General features: G+C 43.4%; 22 protein-coding genes. 9 read left to right on the top strand and 13 right to left on the bottom strand.

Annotated elements, in window-relative coordinates:
- Positions 1-143: 143 nt before the first annotated feature.
- Together RRG12_RS17905 and RRG12_RS17900 are read right to left on the bottom strand one after the other, a co-directional pair.
- Positions 144-995: a segregation/condensation protein A gene (locus RRG12_RS17905; RefSeq protein ID WP_420760212.1), complete on the bottom strand. Its 852-nt coding sequence runs from the start codon at positions 993-995 to the stop codon at positions 144-146.
- 347 nt (positions 996-1342) lie between these two features.
- On the bottom strand, positions 1343-2428 hold the full coding sequence (locus tag RRG12_RS17900) for an AI-2E family transporter (RefSeq protein ID WP_069068575.1): 1086 nt from the start codon (positions 2426-2428) through the stop codon (positions 1343-1345).
- Between the two features lie 115 nt (positions 2429-2543).
- Between RRG12_RS17900 and pdxH the strand changes: the two genes are divergently transcribed.
- Positions 2544-3188, top strand: coding sequence for a pyridoxamine 5'-phosphate oxidase (gene pdxH / locus RRG12_RS17895; RefSeq protein ID WP_420760211.1), 645 nt, complete (start codon positions 2544-2546; stop codon positions 3186-3188).
- Positions 3189-3319: 131 nt separating this feature from the next.
- Here pdxH and RRG12_RS17890 read toward each other — a convergent pair whose 3' ends face one another.
- Entirely contained in the window at positions 3320-3937 is a 618-nt protein-coding gene (locus RRG12_RS17890) for an FMN-dependent NADH-azoreductase (protein ID WP_420760210.1), read from the bottom strand.
- A 149-nt stretch (positions 3938-4086) separates the two neighbouring features.
- On the opposite strand from RRG12_RS17890, the gene RRG12_RS17885 reads away from it, so the two are divergent.
- Positions 4087-4482, top strand: coding sequence for a winged helix-turn-helix transcriptional regulator (locus tag RRG12_RS17885; RefSeq protein ID WP_420760209.1), 396 nt, complete (start codon positions 4087-4089; stop codon positions 4480-4482).
- Positions 4483-4488: 6 nt separating this feature from the next.
- Here the strand turns inward: RRG12_RS17885 and RRG12_RS17880 are convergent, their stop codons facing one another.
- Together RRG12_RS17880 and RRG12_RS17875 are read right to left on the bottom strand one after the other, a co-directional pair.
- Entirely contained in the window at positions 4489-5379 is an 891-nt protein-coding gene (locus RRG12_RS17880) for a DUF3153 domain-containing protein (protein WP_420760208.1), read from the bottom strand.
- A gap of 187 nt (positions 5380-5566) precedes the next feature.
- Positions 5567-6109 carry a tetratricopeptide repeat protein gene (locus RRG12_RS17875; protein ID WP_069068579.1) on the bottom strand — a complete coding sequence of 181 codons (543 nt, stop codon included), beginning with the start codon at positions 6107-6109 and terminating at the stop codon, positions 5567-5569.
- Positions 6110-6278: 169 nt separating this feature from the next.
- Between RRG12_RS17875 and RRG12_RS17870 the strand changes: the two genes are divergently transcribed.
- Positions 6279-6716, top strand: a complete 438-nt coding sequence (locus tag RRG12_RS17870) for a hypothetical protein (protein WP_420760207.1) — start codon at positions 6279-6281, stop codon at positions 6714-6716.
- Positions 6717-6757: 41 nt separating this feature from the next.
- Here the strand turns inward: RRG12_RS17870 and argB are convergent, their stop codons facing one another.
- Positions 6758-7654, bottom strand: coding sequence for an acetylglutamate kinase (gene argB / locus RRG12_RS17865; RefSeq protein WP_069068581.1), 897 nt, complete (start codon positions 7652-7654; stop codon positions 6758-6760).
- 348 nt (positions 7655-8002) lie between these two features.
- Here argB and RRG12_RS17860 point away from each other — a divergent pair, with 348 nt between their 5' ends.
- Positions 8003-8605, top strand: a complete 603-nt coding sequence (locus RRG12_RS17860; protein ID WP_420760206.1) for a Uma2 family endonuclease — start codon at positions 8003-8005, stop codon at positions 8603-8605.
- Between the two features lie 7 nt (positions 8606-8612).
- On the opposite strand, the gene RRG12_RS17855 is transcribed toward RRG12_RS17860, so the two are convergent.
- Positions 8613-9158, bottom strand: a complete 546-nt coding sequence (locus RRG12_RS17855; RefSeq protein WP_420760205.1) for a shikimate kinase — start codon at positions 9156-9158, stop codon at positions 8613-8615.
- Between the two features lie 220 nt (positions 9159-9378).
- A complete protein-coding gene (locus RRG12_RS17850; RefSeq protein ID WP_420760204.1) occupies positions 9379-9945 on the bottom strand; it encodes a transposase in 567 nt (188 codons plus the stop codon).
- A 762-nt stretch (positions 9946-10707) separates the two neighbouring features.
- On the opposite strand from RRG12_RS17850, the gene RRG12_RS17845 reads away from it, so the two are divergent.
- Complete coding sequence (locus tag RRG12_RS17845; protein ID WP_069068584.1) at positions 10708-10905, top strand: hypothetical protein; 198 nt, start codon at positions 10708-10710, stop codon at positions 10903-10905.
- A gap of 19 nt (positions 10906-10924) precedes the next feature.
- On the opposite strand, the gene RRG12_RS17840 is transcribed toward RRG12_RS17845, so the two are convergent.
- The 3 genes from RRG12_RS17840 to RRG12_RS17830 all read right to left on the bottom strand — a co-directional run bounded on the left by RRG12_RS17840 (position 10925) and on the right by RRG12_RS17830 (position 14798).
- Positions 10925-11632 (bottom strand): hypothetical protein, encoded by a 708-nt coding sequence (locus RRG12_RS17840; protein ID WP_069068585.1) that lies wholly within the window; start codon positions 11630-11632, stop codon positions 10925-10927.
- 173 nt (positions 11633-11805) lie between these two features.
- Complete coding sequence (locus RRG12_RS17835) at positions 11806-12426, bottom strand: flavin prenyltransferase UbiX (protein ID WP_069068586.1); 621 nt, start codon at positions 12424-12426, stop codon at positions 11806-11808.
- A gap of 17 nt (positions 12427-12443) precedes the next feature.
- Positions 12444-14798, bottom strand: coding sequence for a ribonuclease R family protein (locus tag RRG12_RS17830; protein WP_420760203.1), 2355 nt, complete (start codon positions 14796-14798; stop codon positions 12444-12446).
- A gap of 1063 nt (positions 14799-15861) precedes the next feature.
- On the opposite strand from RRG12_RS17830, the gene RRG12_RS17825 reads away from it, so the two are divergent.
- The gene (locus RRG12_RS17825; RefSeq protein WP_420760202.1) at positions 15862-16749 is read left to right on the top strand and encodes a hypothetical protein; all 888 of its coding nucleotides are present in this window, start codon (positions 15862-15864) and stop codon (positions 16747-16749) included.
- Positions 16750-16909: 160 nt separating this feature from the next.
- Here RRG12_RS17825 and clpP read toward each other — a convergent pair whose 3' ends face one another.
- Positions 16910-17521, bottom strand: coding sequence for an ATP-dependent Clp endopeptidase proteolytic subunit ClpP (gene clpP, locus RRG12_RS17820; protein WP_114084336.1), 612 nt, complete (start codon positions 17519-17521; stop codon positions 16910-16912).
- Between the two features lie 479 nt (positions 17522-18000).
- Between clpP and RRG12_RS17815 the strand changes: the two genes are divergently transcribed.
- The 3 genes from RRG12_RS17815 to RRG12_RS17805 all read left to right on the top strand — a co-directional run bounded on the left by RRG12_RS17815 (position 18001) and on the right by RRG12_RS17805 (position 21453).
- Positions 18001-18156 (top strand): hypothetical protein, encoded by a 156-nt coding sequence (locus tag RRG12_RS17815; RefSeq protein WP_420760201.1) that lies wholly within the window; start codon positions 18001-18003, stop codon positions 18154-18156.
- Between the two features lie 296 nt (positions 18157-18452).
- Positions 18453-20510: a thioredoxin domain-containing protein gene (locus tag RRG12_RS17810; RefSeq protein ID WP_420760200.1), complete on the top strand. Its 2058-nt coding sequence runs from the start codon at positions 18453-18455 to the stop codon at positions 20508-20510.
- Positions 20511-20850: 340 nt separating this feature from the next.
- Positions 20851-21453 carry a molybdenum cofactor guanylyltransferase gene (locus RRG12_RS17805; protein ID WP_420760199.1) on the top strand — a complete coding sequence of 201 codons (603 nt, stop codon included), beginning with the start codon at positions 20851-20853 and terminating at the stop codon, positions 21451-21453.
- Between the two features lie 135 nt (positions 21454-21588).
- Here RRG12_RS17805 and RRG12_RS17800 read toward each other — a convergent pair.
- The coding region (locus RRG12_RS17800) for a WD40 repeat domain-containing protein (RefSeq protein WP_420760198.1) at positions 21589-21880 on the bottom strand (292 nt) is incomplete at its 5' end.

The following is a 21880-nucleotide window of genomic DNA, read 5'->3' as shown; positions in this document are numbered from 1 at the left end:
TGATTTTCTTAGTTCATAGATTGCTCAAAAGGTGAGTATCAATTAAAGCTAAAGTTGCTGGGTCTAGAGCCACGTTCAAACCAATAATTATACTGAGACTGCTTGCAGAAAAGTATAAAAAGTCCTTGTTCAAATCCCACTTTTTAAAGGTGGGTTCCTCCTGCCTCCTGCCTCCTGCCTCCTGCCTCCTGAAAGGTCTTAGCTGAATCTGTAAGTAGGCGAACTTTAATCTCATGGTAAAACTCCTCTTGAAATAGCTCTACTTTGGATTGAGCCGAAAGTAATAGTAGCGCCCAAAAAACGCTAACTAAATTACTATGTTTAGTCTCATGTCCAGACCCATTTTGCTTGAGAAGCTTTGTTTTAGTCCACAAATCCACAAGTTGTTCTAAATTCAACCAATTTTGTTCTGAATTAAGCTCCCTTGCCGATAAATTCAACACCTGCTCCAGTTCCCCAGCTACTTCTGTCAGGTTTTCCTGGTGAGCTAACTCCAAAGCCTCCCGCATACTTTGGACGCTAGGCTGCCGTCTGGGACGGATCGGTTTAGGGACTTTTTCTACTAGTTTTAGCTGGTTCGCCATAATCTGCAATTGCTTGATTAGCTCTTGCAGAGTCACCCGGCGCTTTGGTGGCGGCATTGCCGATGGACGACGACGCAATTGCCGTTCTAATGGTAGACGATGACCCTGATGTGATAAACCATCCTCACCTTCCAATAGGGCATCATCTTCTACACCATCTTGGATATCTCCTACTGTTGACAATTGCATCAAGGTATTGGCTTTGAATAATACCAGCATTGATGCTGACAAAAATGCTTGTCCAGATTGAGACAAGTCCGCTTCATAGCCTCTTCCTATTGACTCCGGTGCCATAAGTTCTAAGTAACGGTCAATCACCTCAATCACTTGGACATCCCAAGGGTCAATTTCTCCCTGTTCAGCTTGGTAAATCAGGAGTGTGATTGTTTTTAATAGCTCGGAAGCTTCCATCAACAGGTTCTAAATTAATTAATGAGAATCAAAAGACTTTAAATTTAACAGCAAACTCATTGACTATTGGCAAAGCGTGTAGTTTATTGAAACAGAATTCAGGAGTCAGGAGCCAGAATTCAGAATGAATTTTGTGCGACTGGTGGATAGCGCAGCGTTAGCGAGTCCGCGTTCGCGTAGCGTCTCGTAGAGAGCGTCTTCATTCTGACTCCTGAATTCTGACTTCTTCTTCAAACATTTGCTTGCACTTCTTTTAATCAGAATTGCCTGCTGGCAGTCAGTATCTTCTGAAATTTGTAATCAATCACTATTGTGAATTGTGAGATCAGAATGTGCAACTTTTGACATTAATCTGGAGGCGAGTCATGGGGAATAGTGACAGTTGATACAAAGTCACCCGACTTACCGCTCTTGATCGCATCAAAAGTGCCTTTAATAGTACCAGCAATGGGAACAGCAACAAGCGTCCCCAACAATCCAGCAATCTCAAATCCCATCAAAATAGCCACAAAAATCCAAATGGGATTCAGTCCAATAAAGTTGCCGAGTAACCTGGGAGCTAACAGGTTATCTTTAACCTGCTGCATGAGAATTGCTGCCACAGCCACTTCAACTGCTAACCACCAATTTTGCAACAGTACTAAAATCGTCACCAGACCAATGCCGAGAAATGCCCCGATAAAGGGAATGAGTTCTGAGATACCGATTAATATGGCAAACAACAGGGCAAAGGGTACCTTCATCACTAAGAAAATTGGTGTTAGAGTTACCACCATGAATAGACCTAGCAACAACTGGCTGAGGAAGAAGTTCTGGAAATTTAGGCGCAAGGATGTAGTGAGGGGATCTCCAATATTAGAGGGCAAAAGATTGATCAGACCATACCAGACGCGATCGCCATATAAAAGCATATAAAAGGCAAGCACAATTACTAACACTATGTCAAGTAATCCTGAAAGCAATGTCCCAGCAAATCCCACTGCACCAGAAGCTAGCTGTTGTACCAAATTCTGAATGTTGGCATTGATTTGGCTGCTTATAACTCTCAGATCAATTGGCAAGCGTCGTTGCTTTGCCACCATCTCAAATTGCTCTAAATTTGCTTGACTGGCGGTTAACCAATCAGGGATCTTATTTAACAGTTGGATTGTTTGGTCAATGATCAACGGCACTAGGGTAACGCCCAGAATCCCAAACAGGGTTAATGTTGCAAGTAAAACTATGATCACCGCCTGAGTGCGAGTGATCCGGGCACGTTCAAAGAACTTAACCGGGTAATTTAGGAGAAAAGCCAGAATCGTCGCAATGCTTAAGACAGTAATGGGATGCTGAAAATAGCGAAAAAGCACAGATAGCAGCCACACATTAAGAGCGATAATTGGGCCACTCAGACCATAAATTAACAGGCGTTGAAGGGAGGCCGAACGGCGCATCTGATGCAACCTATTTTAGATATTCTGTAAAATTCATGATGGTACTGATCATCATGATAGATATTTTTAACAAAGATATATATAAGCGTATCTGATAGTAAGGAAACAAATCACAATGGACAAAACCGTAGCTGATCTTCGTAAGGACTACACCTTGGAAGGTTTGAGCGAACTCGAAGTAGACCTCAATCCTTTTATCCAATTTAAAAAATGGTTCGATCAGGCAATCGCAGCACAACTCCCGGAACCCAATGCCATGACCATTGCCACTGCCACACCAGATGGTAAGCCCTCTGCCAGAATGGTTTTACTTAAGGATTTTGATGAACGGGGCTTTGCCTTCTTCACCAACTACAACAGTCATAAAGGACAAGAACTGGCAGAAAATCCCCAGGCGGCTTTAGTCTTCTGGTGGGCAGAACTGGAACGTCAAGTCAGAATTGTGGGGTATGTGGAGAAAGTTTCCGAAACCGAGTCTGACCAGTATTTTGAAAGTCGCCCTGCTAAGAGTCGCTTGGGTGCGTGGGTATCTAATCAAAGCGAGGTGATAGAAAGCCGAGAAGTCTTAGAGCGGCGCTTGCAAGAGTTTAATAGCAAATATGAAAATGAGGAAATCCCCCGACCACCTCATTGGGGAGGCTTACGAGTGATCCCCACAGAAATTGAGTTTTGGCAAGGACGCCCTAGCCGTCTGCACGATCGCTTACTCTACAGGCGTTTAGATAATGGCACTTGGAATATTGAGCGATTGTCTCCTTGAGGGGATGAGGGAGTGGGGAGTAGGGAGTAGGGAGTAGGGGGAGCAGGGGAGGCAGGGGAGGCAGAGAGAGGGGAAGAATGAATAACTCATGCACCATGCCCAATGCCCAATGCCCAATGCCCCACATCACATTACCACTGGGCGATCGCATCTTGAATTGCTGCCCGTGCTTCTGATAGAGATTGGGTACGGGCATCACCCTCATTCAAACTGTTAGCGTTAATAAATTGAATGTCTGTAATCCCAATAAAACCGAAAATCGTCCGCAGGTAGGGTTCTTGGAAGTCGTATGCAGAAGCAGGAGATGTCGGGCTAAAGTCACCGCCGCGAGCTGTGATGATAACTGCCTTTTTACCCTGGACTAACCCTTTAAAACCTTGAGCATCTAGGGCAACAGTCCGGTTAATGCGAACGATTTGGTCGATATAAGCCTTAAAAGTGGAAGGTATATTGAAGTTGTACATTGGCACTCCAAAGACGTAGCGATCTGCTGCCAAAAACTCATCAACCAGTTCGTCAGAAATCCTAATTGCCTCAGTTAATTCTGGGGTATGGGTTTCTGGTGGGGAAAATGCCGCCGCAATCCAAGCTTCATCAACGTGAGGAACTGGGTAATGCCCTAAATCTCGATAGACGATCGCATCTTTAGGATGCTTGGCTTTCCAAGCACTGACAAATTCCTTAGATAGTTCTCTTGAGTGCGATCGTTCAGCACGGGGGCTGGAATCAATATGTAGAATGTTTACCACCAAATATCTCCTGATTAGCTAGGATTTACTGCTTTTACTTTTTTTGAGTCTTTATTTCAAAGCATTACATTAGATACTAAAAGTAACTAGTTACTAAAGTAAAGTAGTTACTATAAAGTAACTACCGGATAATTTTGGCTAATTTATCGATGTCTGCTTCTAAAAATCCTGATGCTTGCCCAATAAGTATTTTGATGACTTTATTATCAGGGCCCTGGACAATGTATATACTCTGGGTGTTGGGTAATAGTGGGCCTACTCGCTTTGGTGCATTGAAGCGACAAGTAGAGGGTATCTCAACCAAAATGCTGACAGAAAGACTGAGGATGCTTGAGGCAGCAGAAATTATTTATCGCCAGTATGAACCAACTATCCCACCCCAAGTAACTTACGGTCTTACAGAACGCGGACAGGAATTAATTGATGTGCTTCATCAACTCAATTCACTTGCTGAACGTTGGTATGGTAGCGAACAACAGTCTGAATGTGAATTAAAAAAGCCGATGGAGAATGCATCGGCTTCGCTAACAAAATTCAACAGATGATATAGTCTACTGTTCCTGGATCGCTGCTGCTTTGGGAGGAAACTGAATTCTGGGATCTGGCATGAAATTGTATCTCAAGTACAATCCTCCCCAGACAAACAAGACAATTAACAACGCACCAATACCAAGAGGACTAGGAAGCCAGAAAACAGCCTCTATGTGGTTTAGCTCACCAGGTTGGAGTTTCCACACTAGTTGATTGCCATTTTTTTCTGGTTCTATGGCAGTTTCAGTTAGTTGAATGTTTTTGGCTCCCCAAGGAGTCTTCAAGCTAAATTCCAAATCCAGAATTGAACCAGCATTAGTCAAGACGTTACCTTTGCTGGCAATTAGAGATAGCGATCGCAAATCCAAATCATAAATCAACCGATTTCTGACTAAAAGCAAAAAATTGTTCTCCTCTAAGAGGACGTTTGATTCAATTTTCGGCAGTTCTGAGTCAGATTCGCTCTGGACAGGCTCAGAGGGTTGATTTGCATGGGAGTTAAAAAATTCGTTGAACTTTTCTTGCAATTCCGTACCACTGCTAAAAGGAATGGTGACAATAATTTCTTCTTGGGAAACTCGCTGCGTTTTACCTTCTAGTTGACGGGCGCGGCGTTCTATGCTGTTTAACCATTCGTATACAGAATCACCACTAAAACTAGTTAATCGTTCTCCCAACTTAATATGCTGTACTAGTTCACCACTATTTGAATTGTCAAAATTAACCCCCACATCGTACTTTACACAGCCAGAAAGTAGCAGGGATGTTAACAATACTAGCCACAGAATAGGGCTTCGCATGGGAAAGACACGGTTCATTCGATTTCGACCATTTAGTTTTATATTTCTCAATACCAAACTAAATGGTCTGATAAACCACAAAAAAATCTTTCCGAAAATTGAAAAATTCATAATTATAAATCTCCCCAAAAGTCAACAGATTTTGGATTTTAAATTTTGGATTTTGGATTGACCCTACCGATAAACGGATGAAGCCCAAAGATTTTAAATTTTGGATTTTGCTTTATGCCTTATCCCTTGTGAGTGAGATATAAACCAAAAGAATCTAAAATCTCAAATCCAAAATCCAAAATTGATATTAGCTAGGGGTTCCTGAAAAATTCAACCAAAGCAAACACGAGATGGTTAAACCAATGGCAATTAGCGCCACCCAGATAAAGCGATTATCTCTGGTATTGACCTGACTGAGATCAACGAATTCTGGCTCCGTAGGTTTAGGTTTTTGCTGAACAGAAGATTTAGTGGATTTAGCAGCTACAGAAATTTTGAGTTCATTATCGGGTAGTGCGGCCAAATCAGGGATTTCGGTCATCCATTCGCTAGGTCTTTTCAGCTTTGGTGCTTTTAAAATGTAAAGCATCCGTCGCGCTTGTTTGCTGGTTTCAAAATAGGGATGGCGTTTGAGTCTTTCGCAAAGAGCGATCGCATCATCGGTGCGTCCAGCTGCTTCATAAGCTGTCACCAGATAAATTTCTACTTCACCCCCAAGCCGAGAATTACGAGCTAAAAGGGCGCTGGCCTTTTCTAAATTTTCTACAGCTTCGCGGTATTGCCCATTTTCAAAGGCAATTTTTCCAGTCTGGTAGTGGGTTTTAGCAATTTCTAAACTTTCTGCACTCACGTCTTATATAAAAATCAGCACTGTTTTCATTTTGCCAATATCAGCAATCTTTTTGGAATCTTTTCAAAAGCTGGCAATCTGAAAGTGGATAAACTTCTAAAATTTTAACTAAGTAGCTGTGACTATTTTCTGATTAAAAATTCCGGTATCTTATGCAGGTGAGCAAAATATGTTGAAAATCAAGCATTCACAACTGAATTGGCTCCTAGCAGGTATGACTTTAGCAGTGATGGGTGTAACCATTGCTCCAGCTTCCGCCCAGCGTGTGATCGTGATTGATGGTGGCTATGGAGTTAGGCATAGCTGCGGAGCTGCTTGTCGTCAGACATCGCCATCTGTCGGTTCCTTTATTTATGGTAGTCCGATTCCTACACCTATGCCTGTAGACCCAGCAACAGGATTAATCCCACAACGCAATCATTTCCGCGATTATTCCTATCCTCAATTCAGGCAAAATGTGAGAAATTCCACCCTGATTAATCCAACTCTGGTTAATCCGTCAATTCGAGACTCAACCATAGTTAATCCGGTGATTATCAATAATTCATGGCGTCGTACACCATTTAGTGGCGGGCGATCGCGGGTTATTATTACCTATCCCCGCTAGGGAAGTGGAGGAGCAGTAGGAGAACTCCTCACTCCTCACTCCTATGAGGTAAACTGCGAACCGAGAATCATTGTCCCAATCCCAACATCAGTAAAGATTTCCAGTAATAGGGCGTGGGGAATGCGGCCATCAATGATGTGTGCTGCACGGACTCCTTGAGCAAGCGATCGCACACAACAACTCACTTTAGGAATCATCCCACCGCTGACTATGCCATTAGCAATCAACTCGCGGGCTTCGCGGATATCTACTTTCGGAATCAAAGTAGATTGATCTTTGTAATCTTTTAAAATTCCACTGGTATCGGTCAGTAAAATTAACTTTTCTGCTCCCAGTGCAGCAGCGATTTCTCCAGCTACAGTATCAGCGTTAATGTTATAAGCTTGCCCTGTTTCGTCTGCGGCGACGCTGGAAACTACCGGAATATAGCCATTGCTAGCGAGGGTGTCCAAAATCTTGATGTTGACATTGCTAACTTCCCCCACAAAGCCGATGCCTTCTTGACCTTGAGGACGGGCTGTAAATAGATTACCGTCTTTACCGCAAAGTCCTACAGCCAATCCACCAGCTTGGTTAATCAGCGCGACAATTTCTTTATTAACTCGACCAACTAAAACCATTTCCACCACATCCATTGTGGCAGCATCAGTGACTCGCAAACCATTCTTAAATTGTGGTTCGATGCCCAGCTTATCTAACCAACTGTTAATTTCTGGGCCACCACCGTGTACTACAATCGGACGCAAGCCCACGCAGGATAAGAATACAATGTCGCGGATAACTTTGTCTTTGAGTGCGCTATCTTTCATAGCTGCACCACCATATTTGACAACAACAGTGCGACCGGCAAATTGTTGAATATAAGGTAGTGCTTCGCTTAGTACACGTACACGAGTGGCTTCAGCTTGCCTGATGTATTCAGAATCGTTGTCCGTCATGAGGAGCCGCCGTTGAGAGTTAAAACCTATTTCAGTAAGTGTAGAAGACTTTGTAACCTGTAACAATGTCTTGTGGCTGCCAAGAGCAAAATAAGCTTTTTGTATAAGTATCACTTACAAAAACTTATTTTTAAGATACAAGATTAGGTGCAGCGTTAGCGGAACCCAACATTATAAATAAACTGCTTAAGGAGCAATATTTCAGTACAACATTATGCCTGATGGTAGTGTTCGGAATAACTGATACCAAATAAATCACTGTTGCCAGATTACCCGACATAACAAGCAAGCGATCGCTCCTTCAAACCTCTAAAATTGGAATTATTCGGCTGAAGCTAGGGAATGAAAATGACCACGCTGCTAATTCAAACTGAAAGCACACCCCTAACGGTAAATTTCCCTTCGCTGGTGCAGATGACAAATGAGCAGTTCTATGAATTCTGCCAAGCCAATGGAGATTTACGAATCGAGCGCACTGCTAATGGTGAAGTTATCGTTATGCCACCAGCTTTTTCAGATACGGGCAACCGTAACTTTAACATTGCTGCACAGCTGGGGAATTGGACTGAACAAGATGGCACTGGCATAGGCTTTGACTCCAGTGCAGGTTTTACACTACCCAATGGAGCAATGCGTTCCCCTGATGCTTCTTGGATTGAACTGGAGCGCTGGAATGCTTTAACAGATGCACAAAAAGCCTCATTTGCACCAATTTGTCCCAGCTTTGTGATTGAGTTACGCTCCTCTAGCGATCGCCTAATAAAATTACAAGACAAAATGCAGGAGTACATCGATAACGGTGCGTTACTAGGCTGGTTAATCGATCGGCAGAATCGAAAAGTCTATATTTACCGTCCGAATCGAGAAGTTGAAATTTTGGATAATCCCGAAGTAGTTAGTGGCAATCCAGAATTACCAGGATTTATCCTGCGTATGGGCAAAATTTGGTAACTTACGCCTAATGTGAAACTTGTGTTTTGAGAATGTTGGGAATTCCCTCAAGTACTCGCTTGGCAATGTCTTCAGGTGTATCCCCCTCTCGCTCGGTGATGTGCAAATCGGCTTGAGAGTATAGTGGTGTTCGTTGTTCGAGGAGCGATCGCAACTTAGCTTTAGGATCGGCATCTTGCAGTAGTGGTCTTGTGGTATCCTCAGCTAAACGGTTGTAAATTATCTCCACTGGCGCATCTAGCCACACTATCAACCCGTGGTGCAAGTAACCCCAATTTTCTCGCCGCAGTACAATGCCCCCACCAGTTGCTATAGTCAACTTTGTAAAAGCACAGACTTGTGAAAGTACATCGCTTTCTAACTGACGAAATCCCGCTTCACCTTCTTGGGCAAATAACTGATTGATAGATTTACCTGTTGCTTGGGCAATAACATCATCCGTATCTACAAACCCATAACCCAATTCCTTGGCTAGTAAGTGCCCTACTGTCGTCTTACCAACGCCCATAATACCAATTAAGTACAGGTTGACTCCTTGTAATAAGCTGCTCACCAGTTGCTTCGCTCCAATTATTAGTTCTGAGTCACAGTTTAAAATTATAAACTCAATGACTCAATCTAAGATTTAAAAATACGGAGTTTTGCATCTATCTCGCAACCAGATATACAAAAGAGCGATCGCGCTATGGGTAGTCACAAAGGCGACGCACCCATCCCAACCAAAACGTAGGGGTTTAGCAATGCTAAACCCCTACACGCCAACACATCTACGACTAAAAAGGTACATCTAATAGCAAACCGTGCTGCTGGGAAATATCACCAGGATTTTCACGATCATTTTCCCATCCTAAAGGATTATTAATAATATATTTTCTAATTGATTCTAAAGATTCTTCATTGCTATTAATATGTTCATAAAAATTTCTTTGCCATACTGAAGATATACCTTTTAGATTGCAAATTTGATTAATCTTTTTGGTAACGGCACTTTTATAAGACCTAATCACACAAGGAATTGAACCAGATACCATTTTGCCATACTTCCTTAGCTCATTCTCGCTGGTAATTGTGTTATGAATCCATAATATTCCATGAATATGATTGGGCATAATCACAAATATATCTAATTGTATGTGTGGAAAATGTTGAGGAATTTCTTGCCAGCAGTTACAAGCAATCGTCCCTAGCAAATTTAATTTCATTTCTCCTTGTTTGATATCACCAAAGATACATTGTCTGTTTTTTGTACAAATGGTAATGAAATATGCACCTTCTTGGGTGTAATCATAATCTTTTAATCGAATAGAACGGCGATGGTGAATTTGTGGATTATAAAACACTGTTATTTTGAGGACTTATCTTGATAAAAGTGAATTTCTGGTGATGGTCACATCGTTGGTATTATTACATTGTAATCCCGTAATATCATGACCTACTAGGGATTACGGCGTAGGGGTTTAGCAATGCTAAACCCCTATATTTATTGACGATAGACGAGCGATCGCTTGTCAGGTTGGTAATGCTACCCCACGCTATTATTTTTATGATCGCTACCCTTAGACCTGATTGCACTCTTATTGCTATGCCCACAACGTCAGGGTAGGGGTTTAGCAATGCTAAACCCCTACAAATCTATTATTGATAATGTATTTAAAGTAACTTAGATAATAAATTAAAGATTCTTCTGTGAAATTACTACAAGTAATAAATTACGAATTTGTCAGGAATGTAGTAAATTCGCTGAAGTAACTTGGTAATTGCTGCATAGCGATCGCTATGCTTAACGAAAAAATTAATATAGCTTGTTTGAAACTTTATCCAAACAATATCTGTCTATTTAAATAATCAGGATTTTTACCCTGATAGGTAATTTTAAGTATACACAATACTGTGTTTCTAACAGCACAGGGTCGTTATTCTAAAAGTTCAGTTATAACAAGCCCCACTCCATTAAATGTTTTTTGTAAAGGTGTAAATGATGACTTATTTGCTGCGATCGCTAAAAAAAACCTTGCAAAGTTGAAGTTTCGACGCAAAAACTACTGCATATTTCACCCCAATAAGCCTGAATGAATAAATATAGTATGAATGAGGTGTCAACCATGACTCGAATTCGTGACGTTGTACAAAGAGCTTTAGCTACTGGCTATTTGACAGTGGAAGCTGAAGATCAACTACGACAACTGTTGACTACCCGATATGACTTAGAAGATTTTAATGCTTTCATGACTTTGCAGGAAGCTGCCATGACTGGTAAGGTCAAGCAGGAGTCTAGAGAGCAGTGTGGCATTAATAAGTAGAGACGTAGCCTACTACATCTCACCGACGGGGGCGTTTATCATCATCCTCAAAATCATCATCATCCTCAAAAAATTCCCAATCATCATCATCGGCTTGATTCGCTTGATTGCTAGTCGGCGGCTGATAAGGGGGGATGATTACTCGGTAATCAGCATCATAAACAGATTCACTTTTTCCCGCAGCTGTATTTTTTGGCTCACGGTAGCTGTAAGAATAAACTGAACCAGACTGAGAACTGCTTTTGGCTTCTGATTGACGTTCGTAAGTTTTAGAATCTCTAGGCTGTTGAGCTTGAGAATTGGGGGTAGGCGCTTCCTCTGACTTTTCATCAAAGTTCCAATCATCATCTCTACCATTTGTCTCCCAATCATCAAATACATCACTGCTAGCCTCTTCTTTTTTACTAGCTGGTGGTGGAGGACTGGCAGGACGAGATGTCGGTTCTTCTCTCCGAGTTGCCTTTGCACGCGTTGAAGTTGCAGTTGCTCTGTTAGGAGTTTGGCGTTGTCCTCCTACAAAATAACTGGATAATTTAAACAAGGTAGCAATCAATACAGATGTGAAAGCACCAGTGGCAGTACTGAAAAAAATCCATATCGCTAGTGGTAATGGTTGAGTTTTCACCCCCAAAAATACTAGCGATAGGGCAGGTGAGAAATTTTGGACTAACAACAGTGTTAGTCCTCCCAGTACTGCCACCAATAGAATTAAGCGAATTACAGCCATAGTAATTTTGTCGGTTGTCAGTGGTTAGTTGTCAGTGGTCAGTGGTCAGTTGTCAGTTATCAGTCTGATTACTCTTCACTAATTACCGTTCACCGACTACTGACACTATCAGCCATCTCTATCATTACCCTTTTAGGACTATTGTGAAATTTCCGATGAGTCCACTGAGGGCGTTAGCGACGACCTTCCCACCGCTGAATTGGGATGCAGTCAATATCTAGTTGATCTAAAGCACGGGCAACTACAAAATCAACTAAATCTTCGATGGTTTGGGGATTGTGATACCAGGCGGGAATAGCGGGAACAACTCTAACTCCAACTTCTGCTAAAGAGGTTAAGTTACGCAGGTGGATGAGGCTAAAAGGCGTTTCACGCGGGACAATGACCAGCTTTCGCCCTTCTTTGAGTTGGACATCCGCTGCCCGTTCTAGTAAATCGGAACTCAAGCCAACTGCTAGCTTTGCCACTGTACTCATGCTGCATGGAATGATCATCATCCCCAGAGTGGCAAAGGAACCACTGGCAATTCCGGCTCCAACATCACTCCAAGGATGGCAGCGGAGTTTACCCGAAAGTGCAACTCCAGCTTGCTCTCGCCAAAATTGTTCTTGCCCGGTTGGCTCTGGTGGCATCCGAATTTCCTGTTCTGACTGCCAAACCATGTAAGTTGATTTAGAGGCAACCAATTCAATGCTATACTCCGCTTCTAGCAAAAATTTGATCGCGCGAACAGCGTAAATCAGACCAGATGCGCCCGATACGCCTAAAATTAAAGGTTTGGTGTTATTTGACACGTAAGTTTTAGTGGATTTTACTCATCCTCAGAGTAAGGATCTAGGTCATCAGGCTCAATGTCATTTGGTAAGTAGAGGTCTGAAAGCTCCTCACGAGAATCATTGCCAGTTAAACCTTTGGCTACACCATCACTGCCGACTGTTACCAAATCAATTTGCTGACGGTAGTAATCGACACTCTTAACTTGCACAGCGACGCGATCGCCTAATCGATAAGAAGCGCGATTTTTGCGCCCAAATAGTGCCTGTTGTCTGGCGCGATATTCATACCAATCATCTTTGAGAGAACTGACGTGTACCAATCCTTCTACCCGCAAAGGCACACCAGGATTACTGCTGGATTCTACCTCGGCGGCTGGTACTTCAATTTCTACAAAGAAACCGTAGGATTGAACCCCGGTAATTACGCCTTGAAATACCTGGCCGATGCGCTGCTTCATCAGTTGGGCTTTTTGCAGTCCAGCTAAATCGGCTTCAGCTTCTTGGACTTCTTTTTCTCGGTCGTTGATTTGGACAATTACCCTAGTTAAATCGCTTTGCAGTTCTTGTTGCAATTCTGGGGGTAAAACGTTCCAGTTAATTTCCTCGTGGCTGGAGGAGTGACGCAGGTTAACGCGCTCTCTGACACGGGTATTGCGGCGATCGCGTCCGTTTTCGAGTAGCGTGTAATACACTCTCTGCATCAGCAAATCTGGGTAACGCCGTAAGGGAGCGCTAAAGTGGACATATTGCGGTAGTGCTAGACCAAAGTGAGATCCTTTGGTGGTACTGTACGCAGACGGCTTAAGTGTATCTTGTAATAAGTAAGTAAGAACTTGCTCAGAAGGAGATTCCGCAAAAGCTGTAGTCAAATGTTGATAATCTAAGGGTTGAATATCGACTTCTGCATCTAATGTGAGATCAACGCCTAAATTGACTGCCAATTTCAGCATTTCCTGAACATCTTCAACATCGGGTGTACCTTGGACTCGCCAGATAGCGGGAACACCAAGAGCATTTAAGTGAGTTGCGAACAGTTGGTTAACTAGCAGCACTAACTCCGTGAGTAGCGATCGCACTGGTAAATCATTCACCACCACAGCGCCTAAAATCCCCTCATCATAATAGGCGTTTTGGCTAGGCGGCAGATTCAACTGGAGGCTACCACGATTCAACCGTACCTGTTTGACGGCTGTTTGCAAGGCTTGGAGGTCTTGCAGGATTTGGGAAACCTGTGATGATTTATCTTGAGCTTCACCTGTGAGAATTGCTTGAGCTTGTTCTGTAGTCAGTGCAGTCTCTACGTTGATCACACTGGGTTGAATTTCCCACTCCAGCACTTCTCCCGATTGGGGATCAATGGTAATTAAAAAAGAGATGGTTAAGCGATCGCTCCCAGGTACTAAAGAACAGCGTTCTGCCACCAGTGGAGGCAAAATTGGCAGCACTAATTCTCCCAGATACACTGATTTACCCCGTTTGAGAGCTTCTCGATCTAGGGCTTCGTCAGGTTGGACATAGTGGGAAACATCAGTGATATGAACGCCCAACAGCCAATTTCCGGCCAAGTTTTTTTCTAAACTAAAAGCGTTTTCTATAACTTTGGTATCGCCATTTACCCCTTCAATGGTGAGAGTAAACAAATTACGCAAATCTAGCCGATTTTTTAGGTCTGCTTTGAGCAGCTTTTTGGGTAACCTGGTAGCTGCTTCGAGGACATTATCTGGAAAAGTCCGGGAAAGGTCGTGTTTGCACGTAACTAAATCTATATCAGCAGCAGCTTCGGCATCGCTGCCGAGAATTTGCACCACTCGACCAAGGGGAGGATATTGTGCCAACGGATAACGCAAAACTTCCACATGAACCAGGTGATCGATCGCTTCTTCCAGCTTTGCCTCATTAGGTTGAATCTTGAGTTCAAACAGCAATCGATCATCTAAAGGCACAGCTCGGAAACCAGTTTCCACCTGCTTAATTCGTGCCAGTAAAGTGTGATTAGAACGTTCGAGAATCAGCTTCACCTCCCCTTCGGGAGAGCGACGGCGACTGCCTTCCTTGAGAACTCTCACCAAAACGCGATCGCCATTCCAAGCATTACTCAGATGACTTTCGCGGATGTAAATATCCTCAGCTCCTTCCACATCTTGAATAGCAAAGCAAAAGCCTTTACTAGAACAACGGAGTTTTGCCTCAATGATTCCGTCTTCTGATATACGGCGGTACTTGCCCCGTTCCTTCACTAAAATACCGATTTTTTCAAGAACATCTAAGGCAATGTGAAGTTTGTGTAAGCTTTTTTCATCTTCACAGCCAAGTTTCTTTTCTAAAACCTTCCGAGCTACCAATTTATCATCGGTGAAATTGGCAAGGAGTGTAGCGATTGAAAATTCCATGCAGTGAACCGACCTTTGGTCAAAACATCATTTTTTGTTTAATCTAGTTCCTTTCTGTATACCCTCACGGCTTACAGAAACAAGTTGGAAACGAATTGCCCAGAGGCAAGGCTTCCTAAGTTCCAAGGGAAGGAAGCCCGACCCAGCAAGAGTGGGAAACTACTCCCGCAGTTCCGAGCAAAGGAAGCCGACCCACGGACAACTCTGGGCGTCTACGAACTTCTCACTGCACGATGCTCTCAGAATTCGCCTGCGTTTAAGTCCCTTCACCTAACCAAACTTAAGATTGCACGCCTGATTCAAATTTAGCCCCGCTAGGTAATTACGCGACGGGTTTTTGAGAAGCTGGGTTTAGAGAATCCATACTACCCAAAAGCGCTATACAGGGGAGCCACTGCGGTGAGGCAGCCCCCGTTTTGGCGGTTTCCGTCGTTAGCGCTAGCGATAGCGAGGAACGAGCATCGGAACGAGCGTCTGGGGGACTTGCCGAACCCGAAGGGTCTTGGGGTCTCCCCAAGTGGAGGAGGCAGTGCGGTCTTGGGGTCTCCCCAAATGGAGCAACTGCCGTCAAGTGGCGTGGAAACTACAGGTGTTTGATTGTCTAGAGTGAAGGTAATTTTACGCCATTAGACTCTGATTTTTAACTAGGAGGAACTGCTGGTGAACCCAATTGTCCCACATGTAGAATCGGTAACAATTAGGTGAGCAGCTTAATAAGCAGTGAGGGCGAACCTTATCTTCATTATTGTAGATTTAGAGCGCACTTCCAGAAAATAGTTCTAGATAATGAGTTGGGTCATCAGTATAGCATTGCAGGCAAGACTACCCAGGTAAGTTAGCACTAGCCAAAATTTTCGTCAAAAAAGAGCTACTGCTACAATTGGGACACAAGGCAAAGCAAAAATATTACTTTAAAAGGGACTGGGGATTAGGGATTGGTGATTAGGGATGAGGTATTAGGGATTAGGATTAAAATAATTCTTTCCCAATCCCCAATCCCTAGTCCCCAATTCCCAAATTCCCAGTCCCCAGTCCCCAACAGATTTAGATTGGTAGCAGTATTATGTTGGCTCAATTCCAGAGCTTGTATCCCAAGGGCAGTTTGATTTCTGAATTAGTACAGATTTTTCAAGGAAAATATATTGTCAGGGCAAGCGTACAAATTGAAGGCGTAACCCGTGCTACGGGTATGGCAGCGGCAGAAACAGTAGAAGCAGCAGAAGACCAAGCCAGAACTAGGGCGCTGATAGTTTTGGGTATTACAAATGCGTCACCAGAATCAGTGGCATTTACCTCAAATCCAATTTCCCCGGTACAACAAAACCCTCCCTTGAACCCCAAAGGTGGATTGAATGAGTCTGCTGCCTATTCTCCTGCAAAAGATGGAGATTTTGTTAGTAGTCAGTGGCCACCGGTTAGCGACAAAGAAATATCTATACCGCCTTCCAAAGGACGGAACATTAAACCAGAAGTAGTAACAAGCAGTAACGAACAGTACGAGTACAGCAATACTGCACCCCTAACAAGCGATACCTATAGCCAGGATTTAAATCAAAACTTTCCTGTTACTCCCAATCGGGAGCTAGAATTTGATCCTCCAGTTGAAAAATTGGAAATAACCTTTGATAACCAGGTGGAAAATCAAACCTTTCCAGCAATTTCTGCTAATAATGTCACACCATTTACACCCCGGAGTTACAGCCCTCAAGAGGATGTCCCTACCCCTTCAGGAACAGGAAAGAGAAAGAAGAAAGCTGAACCCGTGGATTTATCGGATGTAATTGCTAAAACAGATGTTGAACTTCAGCGTTTAGGCTGGACACCAGAACAGGGACGAGAGCATCTGATTAAAACTTACGGTAAGCGGGGGCGAACTTTGCTAACTGAAGAAGAATTGCACGGATTCCTCAAATTCCTTCAATCTGAGCCAGACCCAATAGCGGGATTTTGATTTGTCATTTGTCATTGGTCATTTGTCATTTGTTCAAATCGGTATTAAGTACTTGAGTAGACTACCCATTTCAAAAATAACCCCTCTTCATAAATAAAGAGGGGTTATTTTTGGGGTTTAAGGGAATTAAAAGTGGTAAATCACCATTTAATCGTGATTATTAATTAACAGCAGCAACGGCTGGACGGCTACCAGCGGCGTGACGGTCAATCACTTGGTCAATTAAGCCATATTCCCTGGCTTCTTCTGGCGACATAAAAAAGTCACGTTCAGTATCTTCAGCAATTCGCTCAATTGGTTGACCTGTATGTTCAGCTAAATAGTCGTTTAGCCGCTTCTTGTGGTACAAAATTTCCCGCGCCTGAATTTCAATATCAGTCGCCTGTCCTTGAGCACCCCCTAAAGGTTGATGAATCATAATCCGAGAATGGGGTAGACTCATTCGTTTACCCTTAGCACCTGCACTGAGGAGGAAAGCGCCCATACTCGCCGCCAATCCGGTACAAATTGTACAGACATCAGGGCGAATGTGTTTCATAGTGTCAAAAATGCCCATACCAGCCGTCACCGAACCACCGGGAGAATTGATGTACATATAAATGTCTTTCTCCGGGTCTTCAGCATCCAAATACAGCAGTTGGGCAACAATCAAGTTAGCAATGTTGTTGTCAACCTGTTGTCCCAAAAAGATGATGCGCTCACGTAACAGCCGTGAGTAGATGTCAAAGGCGCGTTCACCTCGACCCGATTGTTCAATAACGATAGGAATCATGGAAGCGTGTTTGTGGCTACTTTAAATACATTTTATCGGTGACAGCACAAAACTGGGGTTTATCTCTACTGTTCTCAGCTAGATAGAAGCAAATCTTTCCCATTCTGCTTTATCAAACAAGGGAGCAAAAGCACATTTTGCAATAGATTCAACCTTTAAGGGCACTTTTTAGTGTTAAAAGCTGTCTAAGAGAATATCCCGCTTTAGGGAAGAACTGATTAAAAAACTCCAACTCTCGCCATCTCATGTTTCGGCCTTTGCTGCACAACCTTGGCGATGTGTGTGATTAGACCGATAACCGAAATCCGACTTGCTTAGGGAATTATATTAAATATCGAGTAACATTTTAAACATTTTTTTATAATTTCCCTCAGCAATTATCAAGTTATTTTTGTTAGATTCGGTAAATCGATAGTACGAGGTGTATTTAGAATAACCAGTCCTACTTGAAATGCTATCCACTAAGAGAGAGACGTGCCATGCTGGAAAAACTTGTACAAGCCGCCATCATCACCTTCTTGCTCCATTTGATAGCAGGACTTAGCCCAAATACTTTAATTCAGACAAAAACAGCATCACCTGTGCGAGAAACGCCACCAAATATTGTTAGCTTGCTATTGCGAACTTTTCAGTAAAAATGTTTCATAAGTTGCACAGTTGTAAGTAAGTCGGTGCAAATCAATCCAACTACATCAACAACTATATGAAGATGATTTCCTTGTAATCAGCGCTTTAGCGCTAAAGCGCTGACTACAAACCCGGAATTTTTTTACACCAACTTACTTAGGCGATATCAAAGACATGAACTATTACTTCCTACCCAAGAGGTAATTTGCGCGTAGGGTTTCTTGCTTATGTAGAGAGCCGTCTCGGCTAACACTCCTGGGAACAGGGTAGACTGAGCAAAGAAGGCAACTACTTGCATTTGAACATGACTAATCGCCTTGCTGAAGCTAAGAGCCTCTATCTCCGCAAACACGCCGAAAACCCCATTGATTGGTGGCCTTGGTGTGACGAAGCGCTTGCAACTGCAAGGGCGCAAAATAAACCGATTTTTCTCTCCATTGGCTACTCTAGTTGCCACTGGTGTACTGTTATGGAAGGCGAGGCTTTTTCTGATATTGCGATCGCTAACTACATGAATACCAATTATCTTCCCATCAAAGTAGACAGGGAAGAAAGACCTGACCTCGATAGCATCTATATGCAAGCTTTGCAGATGATGAGCGGTCAAGGGGGTTGGCCTTTAAATATTTTTCTTTCCCCAGAAGATTTAGTACCGTTTTACGCTGGTACTTATTTTCCTGTAGACCCGCGCTATGGTCGTCCAGGATTTTTACAGGTGTTGCAAGCCCTTCGCCGTTATTACGATACAGAAAAAGCGGACTTACAACAACGCAAAGCCCTAATTATTGAGTCTCTGCTCACGTCTGCGGTGTTGCAAGATGGTACAACAACCGAGGTTGAAGACCATGAATTACTCCGCCAAGGTTGGGAAACTAGTACGGGTGTAATTGCCCCTAGTCAATCCGGTAATAGTTTTCCGATGATTCCCTATACAGAATTAGCACTGCGGGGAACTCGATTTAATTTTGAATCTCGCTATGATGGCAAGCAAGTTTGTACCCAACGGGGACTAGACTTAGCGCTGGGAGGCATTTATGACCATGTGGCCGGTGGTTTTCATCGCTATACTGTTGACCCGACTTGGACAGTTCCCCACTTTGAAAAGATGCTCTACGACAATGGACAGATTGTCGAGTATATAGCTTCTTTGTGGAGTACGGGAGTACAAGAGCCAGCGTTTGAGAGGGCGGTTGCTGGTACTGTACAATGGCTGAAGCGGGAAATGACCGCGCCTGAAGGTTACTTCTATGCTGCTCAAGATGCCGACAGCTTCACTGATCCCACGGCGGTAGAACCAGAAGAAGGAACTTTTTATGTCTGGAGTTACAGTGATTTAGAACAACTGTTAACGCCTGAAGAATTAACGGAATTACAACAGCAGTTTACCGTGACCCCTAACGGCAACTTTGAAGGACGTAATGTTTTACAAAGACGCCATGCAGGTCAACTGAGTGCAACGCTGGAAACGGCACTGAGCAAGCTGTTTACAGCTCGTTATGGCGTTAGTTCTGAGTCTCTAGAAACCTTTCCCCCAGCTCGTAACAACCAGGAAGCAAAAACCACTAACTGGCCAGGTCGCATTCCCTCAGTGACAGATACAAAAATGATTGTCGCCTGGAATAGCTTGATGATTTCTGGGCTGGCTAGGGCTGCTGGAGTGTTCCGACAACCGTTATATCTAGAATTAGCAGCACGAGCGGCGAATTTTATCTTGGAAAATCAGTTTGTAGATGGGCGTTTCCAGAGACTTAACTATCAAGGAGAAGCGACCGTTTTAGCTCAGTCTGAAGATTACGCTTTGTTTATTAAAGCTCTTTTGGATTTACAAGCTTCCAACCCTGAGCAGAAGCAATGGTTAGAAAATGCGATCGCTATCCAAGATGAATTTAACGAATTTCTTTGGAGCGTAGAGTTAGGTGGTTATTATAACACGTCAAGCGATTCTAGTCAATATTTAATTGTCAGAGAGCGCAGTTACGCGGATAATGCGACACCATCAGCTAATGGAATTGCGATCGCTAATCTTGTCCGTCTCGCCCTACTCACTGATAATCTAGATTATTTAGATTTAGCGGAACTTGGTTTGAAAGCTTTTAAGAGTGTAATGCATCGCGCTCCTCAAGCTTGTCCCAGCTTGTTTACAGCTTTGGATTGGTATCGTAATTCTACCTTGATTCGCAGTACAACCGAGCAAATCAACGCTTTGATCCCCAAGTATTTGCCGGTGGCTGCGTTTGCCATCACATCTGATTTACCAGAGGGAAGCGTTGGGTTAGTTTGCCAAGGTTTGAAGTGCCTTGCACCAGCAGAAAGTGTAGAGCATTTATTGCAGCAAGTGGAGAAAAGTCAGGTGAGGGCGTGAAATCGCTCTCAAGAAGGGATTAAAGGGATTAAATACTCTCAATATTCTCATTGAGATCCTCAACCGCCAGGGGTTATAAACCCCTGGCTAATAGCTTAAGTCCTCTAAAAGAGGACTAAACAAGAATTTCAGTCCATTTCAATTCAAGTGGACTGTAACTCTTTGTTAGTCTTCTTTAGAAGACTTTCGCTATTAGCCTTAGAATTCATTCTGAGGCGGTCGTTGGGATTGATGCAAGATGTCAGTTTCAATGCACTTTAGCTATTAGCCAGCGATTTGAATCGTTGGCGAGCGATTGCATAAATGCAAGATATATTTCTACTCTCTATTTTTTTGACGAATGACTATTAACTCATGTCGCAAATTAACCGCCATTGTATTAGCAGGCGGTAAGAGTTCTCGGATGGGTCAAGATAAAGCCTTGATTCCCATTCAAGGGATACCTTTGTTGCAGCGAGTTTGTAGCATTGCTCAAAGCTGTGCTGATGTTATTTATGTAGTCACTCCCTGGCCAGAACGCTATCAAGATTTGCTTTTGCCTAGCTGCCAATTTATCCGAGAAGTACCTTTATCTGGAGAATCTCTAGCCCACGGGCCTTTAGTTGGGTTTGCCCAAGGGCTAGCCGAAGTGCAAACAGATTGGGTGCTGTTGCTAGCTTGCGATTTGCCCAGGTTGCGGGTTGAGGTGTTGCAAGATTGGGTAACTAGACTTGATAGCGTGGGGGATGATAAGGTCGCAGCTTTAGCCGATCATCCTAAAGGCTGGGAACCTCTGTGTGGTTTCTATCGCCGTCGCTGTTTGCCACAACTCCTAGAGTTTATCAACCAAGGTGGGCGATCGTTTCAACAGTGGCTTCGGCAATATCCGGTAGAAGTTTTGCCCTTAGCAGAACCCGAAATGCTGTTTAACTGTAATACACCAGACGACTTGGCTTTAAGTTAATATCAGTTTCCAACAGAGGCGCACGTTAAAAATTTAATTGCGAATTGCGAAAGCGTTGCGGTAGCGTACCCTTACAGGGAAGCAAGCTACGCGCAGCGTCTCGTAGAGAGGAACGAGCGTCATTGCGAATTGATTTCATTTTTGCGTGCCAATACCGTCGCACAAGTGCCTGTCATTCTCGCTGACATCAGGATTATTTTTTAAAGGGTTATAGGTTAAATAATCGCGTACCGAATCACAACTGCGCCTCATTAAAGAGTCTAAATCTAGATGATCCCAGAGTTTAATAGTGTTGTCAGATACCGTGGCGATGGTTTTGCCGTCCGGGCTGAAACTCACACTATAGACTGTGCCTTGATACCCTTTGAATTCTTGTAGCAGTTGCCCGTTGAGCGTCCACAACCGCGCTGTCTTGTCATCTGATGCC

Source organism: Nostoc sp. CALU 546, from assembly GCF_048836525.1.
The sequence above is the reverse complement of the archived record's forward strand: the minus strand, read 5'-3'. Positions and strand labels throughout refer to the sequence as shown.

Excerpts from the sequence above, each read along its gene's own strand:
- RRG12_RS17860 (WP_420760206.1), top strand. The coding sequence starts at position 8,003 with ATGACCACGCTGCTAATTCAAACTGAAAGCACACCCCTAACGGTAAAT.
- RRG12_RS17880 (WP_420760208.1), bottom strand. The coding sequence starts at position 5,379 with ATGAATTTTTCAATTTTCGGAAAGATTTTTTTGTGGTTTATCAGACCA.
- RRG12_RS17830 (WP_420760203.1), bottom strand. The coding sequence starts at position 14,798 with ATGGAATTTTCAATCGCTACACTCCTTGCCAATTTCACCGATGATAAA.
- RRG12_RS17805 (WP_420760199.1), top strand. The coding sequence starts at position 20,851 with ATGACTATTAACTCATGTCGCAAATTAACCGCCATTGTATTAGCAGGC.
- argB (WP_069068581.1), bottom strand. The coding sequence starts at position 7,654 with ATGACGGACAACGATTCTGAATACATCAGGCAAGCTGAAGCCACTCGT.
- RRG12_RS17885 (WP_420760209.1), top strand. The coding sequence starts at position 4,087 with ATGTCTGCTTCTAAAAATCCTGATGCTTGCCCAATAAGTATTTTGATG.
- RRG12_RS17905 (WP_420760212.1), bottom strand. The coding sequence starts at position 995 with ATGGAAGCTTCCGAGCTATTAAAAACAATCACACTCCTGATTTACCAA.
- RRG12_RS17900 (WP_069068575.1), bottom strand. The coding sequence starts at position 2,428 with ATGCGCCGTTCGGCCTCCCTTCAACGCCTGTTAATTTATGGTCTGAGT.
- pdxH (WP_420760211.1), top strand. The coding sequence starts at position 2,544 with ATGGACAAAACCGTAGCTGATCTTCGTAAGGACTACACCTTGGAAGGT.
- clpP (WP_114084336.1), bottom strand. The coding sequence starts at position 17,521 with ATGATTCCTATCGTTATTGAACAATCGGGTCGAGGTGAACGCGCCTTT.
- RRG12_RS17870 (WP_420760207.1), top strand. The coding sequence starts at position 6,279 with ATGTTGAAAATCAAGCATTCACAACTGAATTGGCTCCTAGCAGGTATG.
- RRG12_RS17810 (WP_420760200.1), top strand. The coding sequence starts at position 18,453 with ATGACTAATCGCCTTGCTGAAGCTAAGAGCCTCTATCTCCGCAAACAC.
- RRG12_RS17840 (WP_069068585.1), bottom strand. The coding sequence starts at position 11,632 with ATGGCTGTAATTCGCTTAATTCTATTGGTGGCAGTACTGGGAGGACTA.
- RRG12_RS17825 (WP_420760202.1), top strand. The coding sequence starts at position 15,862 with ATGTTGGCTCAATTCCAGAGCTTGTATCCCAAGGGCAGTTTGATTTCT.
- RRG12_RS17845 (WP_069068584.1), top strand. The coding sequence starts at position 10,708 with ATGACTCGAATTCGTGACGTTGTACAAAGAGCTTTAGCTACTGGCTAT.
- RRG12_RS17815 (WP_420760201.1), top strand. The coding sequence starts at position 18,001 with ATGCTGGAAAAACTTGTACAAGCCGCCATCATCACCTTCTTGCTCCAT.